Below are 4,390 nucleotides of genomic sequence, written 5' to 3' on the forward strand. Positions count from 1 at the left end.
CGCTGGTGTGTGACTGCCTGGCTCACCGGTTCGGAAACGCCGCCGACAACGGGTCCCGGCAGCCGTGCTATCCGACTGACATGACGGACGCGGAGGGCGCCAGGGGATACCTCGGATATTCCAGCCGCCGTCCACGCTGACGACCGGCCCGGTGAGCCCGCGCCCTCTGCGTTCCGACGTCAGCAGAAGAGCCATGTCGCGCATCTCCTCCGGTTCGAAGATGTCACCCAACACGCTCTCGGCCCGTGTGCCTTCCTCGACCTGTTGCGCCGTCATGCCGTAACGACGACCGAGCAACTGCCTCGGGAAGGCCATGCTCGCGACCCTTCCGCCGGAGCAGGTCCAGGACCTGCTGCGGGACTGCCCCGAGCTGTTCGACACCGCCGACGATGGCTTCACCTCCATCCGCTGCGAGCTCAACGCCATTCGCCGGATGCGAGGCCTGTCCTTCGATTGCGGCGGCGGGATGCCCGGAGTCGGATCCATGGAGCGCGAGCCCGGCGTGATCCGAAGGAAAGGCCCTGAGCCCGGCCGCCCCCGGCCGGGACCGGTGCTCCCGCGGAACAGGGATCCCGGCCAGTGGGATCCCGGTATCCGCACCCCCTGCCGCCCGGCCTATCGTCCCCGGCACACCGCGTACCGAAGGACGGCCGTCGCGCCGGGGCAGGAAGGAAGCCGATGATCGACAAGAGCGTGTACGGGCCGTGGGCGGTCGTCGCCGGAGGGTCCGAGGGCGTGGGGGCCTCCTTCGCGCACCGGCTTGCCGATGCCGGAATCAACCTGGTCCTCGTCGCACGCAAGCCGGGACCCCTGCGGCAGACCGCCGACGAGGTCCGCGCCAAGGGCGTCGAGGTGCGCACCCTCGAACTCGACCTCCTCGACCCCGGCGCAGCGGCGTCGATCCGCAAGGTGACCGATGACGTCGAGGTCGGGCTGCTGATCTTCAACGCGGGCGCCAACAGCTACGGCCACGAGTTCGTGAGCAGCGACCTCGACCGGGTCCAGGGCGTGATCGACCTCAACATCACCGCCCAGCTCGCCCTCTCGCACCACTTCGGCGCGAGCATGAAGGAGCGCGGCCGGGGCGGCATCATGCTGGTCGGCTCGCTCTCCGGCTACCTGGGCCAGGCACAGATCAGCATCTACTCCGCCGCCAAGGCGTTCAACCGGGTCTTCGCCGAAGGGCTCTGGCTGGAGTTGGAGCCGTACGGCGTGCACGTCCTCGAACTGGTCCTCGGTGTGACGCGCACCCCCGCGATGGAGCGGGCCGGCCTGCGCATGGACCTGCCCGGACTGCGGGTGGCCGAGCCGGACGACGTCGCGGAGGAGGGCCTGGCCCATCTCGCCGACGGACCCGTGTGGGTCGCCGGCGGCAACCAGGCGGCGGCCGAGAAGCGCAGCGGCTTCCCCCGCGCCGGACTCGTACGCGGTGCCCACGAGGCGTCCCGCCGCCTGCTCCCCAGCTCATGAGGGGCCCGCTGACGATTCCCGGCGCACTGGACCTCGCCGCGACCGCCCGTCCGCGGACGGAAGCGGTCGTGGACGGCGAAGTGCGGTTGACCTACGCGCAGCTGCGCCACCAGGCCCTGGCGGCCACGAGGTCGTTGCTGGCGCTCGGCGTCCGGCGCGGCGACCGGATCGCCCTGTGGGCGCCCAACAGCCATCGCTGGGTGGTGGCCGCCCTAGCCGTCGCCGGGGCCGGAGCGATTCTGGTTCCCGTCAACACGCGGTACAAGCGCGACGAGGCGCGCTGGGTGCTCGAAAGGAGCCGGGCGCGGCTCCTGCTGGTCGAGAACGGCTTCCTGGGCATCGACTACCTGGCCATGCTCGGCACGGACCCCACGGGGGAGAGCCCGGTCCCGGGGCTGCCCGATCTCGTCGACGTGATCACGCTCGGCGGCCCGGCGGACTCCGCTGCGCGGCCGTGGGCGGCCTTCGTGGAGCTCGGCAGCCGGGTCCCGGAGGACGAGGCGGTCGCCCGGTGGGCGTCCGTACGGCCCGACGACGTGTCGGATCTGCTGTTCACCTCCGGCACGACGGGCAGACCCAAGGGAGTGCTGACGAGTCATCAGCAGAATCTCTCGACCTACCGGGCCTGGTGCGGCCGGACCGGAGTCACCGGCGACGACCGCTACCTGATCATCAACCCGCTGTTCCACTGCTTCGGCTACAAGGCAGGGGTCCTGGCCTGCCTGCTGCAGGGCGCGACCATGGTCCTGCAAGCCGTGTTCGACGTGACGAAGGCGATGACGGCCATCGAGGCGGAACGTGTCACTGTCCTGCCGGGCCCGCCCACGATCTACACCTCGATCCTGGACGCCCCGACGCGGGCCGGATTCGACCTGACCTCCCTGCGCCTGGCCGTGACGGGCTCCGCGGTGGTGCCGATCGCCCTCGTGCAGCGGATGAGAGCCGAACTGTTTCCCGTCGTACTCACCGCGTACGGCCTGACCGAGTGCTGCGGGACCGTGACCGTGTGCGCCGTCGAGGACGACGACGAGACCGTGGCCCTGACCGCCGGCCGGCCGATCGACGGCGTGGAACTGGCCGTCGTCGACGGCGAAGGCCGGACCGTGCCCGTGGGGCAGGACGGCGAGATCCTGGTCCGCGGCTACAACGTCATGCTCGGCTACCTCGACGATCCGCAGGCGAGCGCCGGGGCCGTCGACCCCGATGGCTGGCTGGCCACCGGAGACGTGGGACGCCTCGACGAGCGCGGCAACCTGACCATCACCGGCCGGTCGAAGGACATGTTCACCGTCGGAGGCTTCAACGTCTACCCGGCGGAGATCGAGCAGGTGCTCAGCCGGCACGACGCCGTCGCCGAGGCCGCGGTCGTCGGCGTCCCGCACGACCGGCTGGGCGAGGTCGGACGGGCCTATGTGACCCTGCGGCCGGGCGCGGAGGCCGCAGCCGCGGAGCTGATCGGTTTCTGCCGCGACAGGCTGGCGAACTTCAAGGTCCCGCGCGAGGTCTTCGTGCTTCAGGAGTTCCCCCGCAACGCGTCCGGCAAGGTCCACAAGGCCGGGCTCCAGAGCACATGACGACGCACGGACATGGAGGACTGCACGATGGGCAACGAGGTTCTGGAGTCGGTACGCGCCCTGCTCCCCGCGATCGCGGATCGGGCGCGGTCCACCGACGAGTCGCGGCGGGTGCCTGAGAAGACGATCCGTGAACTCGTCGACGCCGGTGTCTTCCGGATGCTCCAGCCCCGGCGGTACGGCGGGCTGGAGGGCGACCCGGTGGACTTCTACGAGGTGGTCCGGGCGATCTCCGCCGTCTGCTGCTCGACCGGCTGGGTGGCCTCGGTACTGGGCGTGCACCCCTGGCAGCTGGGGCTGTTCGACCGGCAGGCGCAGGACGAGGTGTGGGGCGAGGACCAGGACACCCTGGTCTCGTCGGCCTACGCGCCGGTGGGCAGGCTGACCCCGGTCGACGGCGGCTACCGGCTGTCCGGCCGGTGGAGTTTCTCCTCCGGCTGCGGGCACGCCGCATGGGCGCTGCTGGGGGCCCTGGTCGTCGGGGCGCACGGCCGTCCCGTCGACTTCATGACGGTGCTGGTACCCCGCTGCGACTACCGGATCGAGGACGTCTGGGACGTGGTGGGACTGCGGGGCACCGCCAGCAACGACATCGTCGTCGAGCCGGTGTTCGTCCCGGCCCACCGCGTGATCCGCAACTACGAGCAGGCGCAGCTGAAGGGGCCCGGCCAGAAGGTCAACCCCGGGCCGCTGTACCGGCTGCCGTTCGGGGCCGTCTTCACCAGTGCGGTCACCGCTCCGGTCATCGGCGCCGTGGCGGGCGGCTACGACTCGTACATCTCCTCGATGAAGGAGCGGGTCCGGCTCAGCCTGGGCGGCGGCAGGTTCGTCGAGGACCCCTTCGCCCAGGTCGCGATCGCGCGGGCGGCCTCCGACCTCGACGCGACGCTGCTGCAGATGGACCGCAACCTGCGTGAGCTGTCGGCCCTGGCGGAGGAAGGGCGCGAGATCCCCATGGAGCCGCGCCTGCGCACGCGCCGGGACCAGGTGCGGGGCACCGAGCGGGCCGTCGCCGCGATGGACCTTCTGTTCAAGACGGCGGGCGGCAACTCGCTGCGCCGCGGCAACCCCATCGAACGCGCCTGGCGGGACGCCCACGCCGGCAGCGTGCACGTGGCCAACGACGTCGAACGGGCGCTGGCGATGTACGGCCGCGGCGCGTTCGGGCTCACCGTCGAGGACAACCTGGTCTGAGCGGGCCGGGGCCGCTGCCGGACTCCGGCGGCGGCCTCTCGGCGCGTCACGGCGATACGGAAAGTCGGCTTACGGCATACGGAAAGTCCCCGGCATACGGAAAGTCCGGTCACGGCGACACGGAAATGAGACACGGCCGCGCGGCACCCGCG

3 protein-coding genes are annotated in these 4,390 nt (G+C 71.2%); all 3 read left to right on the forward strand.

Annotation, left to right across the window (positions count from 1 at the left end; genetic code table 11):
* The first annotated feature begins 678 nt into the window (after positions 1 to 678).
* From ACFU8Q_RS39520 to hsaA, 3 genes are read left to right on the forward strand one after another with little or no spacing between them, the layout of a single operon-like run.
* A complete protein-coding gene (locus ACFU8Q_RS39520; RefSeq protein WP_384464474.1) occupies positions 679 to 1,470 on the forward strand; it encodes an SDR family NAD(P)-dependent oxidoreductase in 792 nt (263 codons plus the stop codon).
* Complete coding sequence (locus ACFU8Q_RS39525; RefSeq protein WP_384464477.1) at positions 1,467 to 3,044, forward strand: FadD3 family acyl-CoA ligase; 1,578 nt, start codon at positions 1,467 to 1,469, stop codon at positions 3,042 to 3,044. Before ACFU8Q_RS39520 ends, ACFU8Q_RS39525 begins: the two co-directional genes overlap by 4 nt.
* 27 nt (positions 3,045 to 3,071) lie before the next feature.
* A complete protein-coding gene (gene hsaA, locus ACFU8Q_RS39530; RefSeq protein WP_384464480.1) occupies positions 3,072 to 4,238 on the forward strand; it encodes a 3-hydroxy-9,10-secoandrosta-1,3,5(10)-triene-9,17-dione monooxygenase oxygenase subunit in 1,167 nt (388 codons plus the stop codon).
* Positions 4,239 to 4,390: the final 152 nt, after the last annotated feature.

The organism is Streptomyces sp. NPDC057543, from assembly GCF_042801895.1.
GTDB lineage: Bacteria > Actinomycetota > Actinomycetes > Streptomycetales > Streptomycetaceae > Streptomyces.